The organism is Mesorhizobium sp. M1E.F.Ca.ET.041.01.1.1 (assembly GCF_003997355.1).
Lineage (GTDB): Bacteria > Pseudomonadota > Alphaproteobacteria > Rhizobiales > Rhizobiaceae > Mesorhizobium.
In genome coordinates, this window is sequence record NZ_RZSL01000713.1 from 1 (window position 1) to 2,663 (window position 2,663).

Sequence of the window (2,663 nt, forward strand, 5' to 3'; positions counted from 1 at the left end):
CATCAGCGCTATGCCCACGCCAAGCAGTTCAAGCGGGCCAACAAGGCGCTGCGCAGGCTCAAGACCTATCTCGGCCGCACCATTCGCGACATCTCCCGCCAGATCGCCGGCGACGCGGGGCTGGACGCGCTCTTCAAATGGCCGCTCTACCAGGCCGCCACCGTTCTCGAGCAACGTCAGCGCCAGCGCGGCCGCAAGGTCTACAGCCTGCACGCGCACGAGGTGGAATGCATCGGCAAGGCGGCAAAGCCCGGCACGTCATGCTGTCGCCGGAACTGCTCGGTATCCTGCACAGCTATTGGCGCTTGGCGCGGCCCAAGGACATTCTGTTTCCTGGGCGATCCTGACAGGCCGATCGAGCCGTGGGTGCTGCATTCCGCCTGCCGTTCGGCGGTACGGCGGGGGGTCTTTCCAACACGTCACCGTCCAAACGCTGCGGCACTATCTACCCTGACTATATCGGGTAGCTTTTTCCTCAGGCCTAAACGACTGAGGTTTATAGCTATTTCCTAGAGAACTGTTTTGCTACCAGACATAGTCTGCCCGATTTTACAGCGGTTCAAGAACCCCAACAAATTGTTGTCAGGTCGGTAGCGGAATGACTTGCCGAAATATGGGGAGGTCCTTCCCAAGGCTGCCTCCTTCATAGCTAAGCTCGCCTCGAGGTAGGCCCGACGGATTCATGGCCGAGCCACAGGGCAATGACGGCGCGGTCAACGCCCGCCTGCAGCAGGTCCATGGCCATTGTGTCCTCAGGCGATGAACAGTGACGCGCTTTCCATTCAGAGATGGGCACATGGCCGAAGTACTCTGGCGGTGTTGGTTCAGTATATACTGAAGGCCATGAGCGCTCAGCCGCTCACCTTTGCGCTGGGAAACAGGATACCTTGGTCTCCCCGCTGAGGCTCTTTCAGCCGGTTTTTCAGGACTGCGGTCGTAGACTTGGCGAACGGGGGATCGTGTCCCGCGGCGTGGTGTAGCTGACGGCATTGGTCGCCGTGCTCTCCGGCATGGGCCGGGCTGATCAGCGCGCCACGACTGGCAGGCTGATCAAGGGATCATCGCTCATTTGGCTGATGGTTTCCAGCGTCATGTATCTGGCGCGCTGCACGGCCCATTCGTCGTTCTGTTCGAGCAGGATTGCGCCAACCAGGCGGACGATGGCGTCGTCGTTGGGGAAGATGCCGACGACCTCGGTGCGCCGCTTGATCTCGCCGTTGAGGCGCTCGATGGCGTTGGTAACCGGTATGATCATGACGGTGCCCATCTGGTCCCCCGCTGGAGATGCGAGATTTTCGGCGTATGGTGCGACCATCCGGGACAGGGGCACCGGGAGCACGCCAAGTGCGGGCAGGCCGATGTATTCGATGAGCTGCGAGCTCGCGTTAGTAACTGGCCGCCCCTGCGACCTGCCCGGTTGCGCCGAGAGCGCGGATCCGTAGGTGTCGCGTCGCCCGCCGGCTCCCGATAGTTCAAGGAAGAGGGAGCCAATGAGACGTGTGATTGGAATGGACATCCACCGCACCTTTGCGGAAGTGGTTTTCTGGGAAGACGGCCGGCTGCGCCACCACGGACGGATTGACATGACCCGCTCCGGTTTGGAAGGGTTCGGCCGCAGCCTGGTTGCAACTGACGAGGTCGTTGTCGAGGCGACCGGCAATGCCATGGCGGTGGTGCGGGTGCTTTCGCCCTTGGTCGGCCGGGTGATTGTCGCCAACCCGATGCAGGTGAAGGCGATCGCCCACGCGAGGATCAAGACCGACAAGATCGATGCTGGCGTTCTGGCGCAGCTGCAGGCCAGTGGCTTTTTGCCGGAAGTGTGGGTTCCGGACGAGCGCACCGAGCGTCTTCGCCGCCTTGTCGCCCGACGCAATCAGGTCGTACGGCACCGCACGCGCGTGAAGAACGAGGTGCATGGCATCCTGCAGGCGCACCTCGTGCCGAAGTGCCCGCATGCCGATCTGTTCAACAATCGCGGCCGAGCTTGGCTCGCGCGTCAGGTGCTCCCCGACGATGAGCGGGCCGCCATCGCTCGCCACATTCGCGAGATTGATCGCCTGGCCGAGGACTTGGCAGACCTTGATGTCGACATCGCCATGGAGGCGGTCGACGATCCGCAGGTCCGTCGGCTTCAAACGATCACCGGCGTGAATGCCATCGTGGCCACCGGGATCATTGCGGCGATCGGGGATATCCACCGGTTCGGCGAACCGCAGAAACTGGTGAGCTACTTCGGCCTCAATCCGCGTGTCCGCCAATCCGGCCTTGGCATTGCTCAGTATGGACGTATCAGCAAACATGGGCGTTCCCATGCGCGCGCCATGCTGGTCGAGGCTGCCAGGGCGGCGGCGAAGGCGCCCGGCCCGCTCAGAGCCTTCTTCCTGCGCATCCGCAGCAAACGTGGCCATCAGGTCGCGGCGGTCGCCGTTGCCCGCAAGCTCGCCGTGCTGATCTGGCACTTGCTGACCAAGGAGCAGGACTACTTCTGGGTCCGCCCTGCGCTGGTGGCGGCGAAGCAACGGCAATTCGCCCTCAAGGCCGGCGCGCCGAACGAGCGCGGTGTTGGGCGCCGCGGAGCGGCCTACGCCTACAATGTCAAGGAGTTGCGCAACCGGGAGAAGGCCGCGGCCGAAAATGCCGAGCGTGCCTACGAGCTGATGGTC

The 2,663-nt window shown here is 62.9% G+C and carries 1 protein-coding gene and 2 pseudogenes; 2 read left to right on the forward strand and 1 reads right to left on the reverse strand.

Annotated features, from left to right (window positions below; all coding sequences use genetic code 11):
* Window positions 1–252 (forward strand): annotated as a pseudogene (locus EOA38_RS33010) (IS5/IS1182 family transposase); the annotation flags it as partial.
* Between the two features lie 772 nt (window positions 253–1,024).
* Here the strand turns inward: EOA38_RS33010 and EOA38_RS33025 are convergent.
* Window positions 1,025–1,240, reverse strand: a pseudogene (locus tag EOA38_RS33025) (transposase); the annotation flags it as partial.
* A gap of 250 nt (window positions 1,241–1,490) precedes the next feature.
* On the opposite strand from EOA38_RS33025, the gene EOA38_RS33030 reads away from it, so the two are divergent.
* On the forward strand, window positions 1,491–2,663 hold a 1,173-nt coding region (locus EOA38_RS33030; protein ID WP_127301206.1), incomplete at its 3' end, for an IS110 family transposase.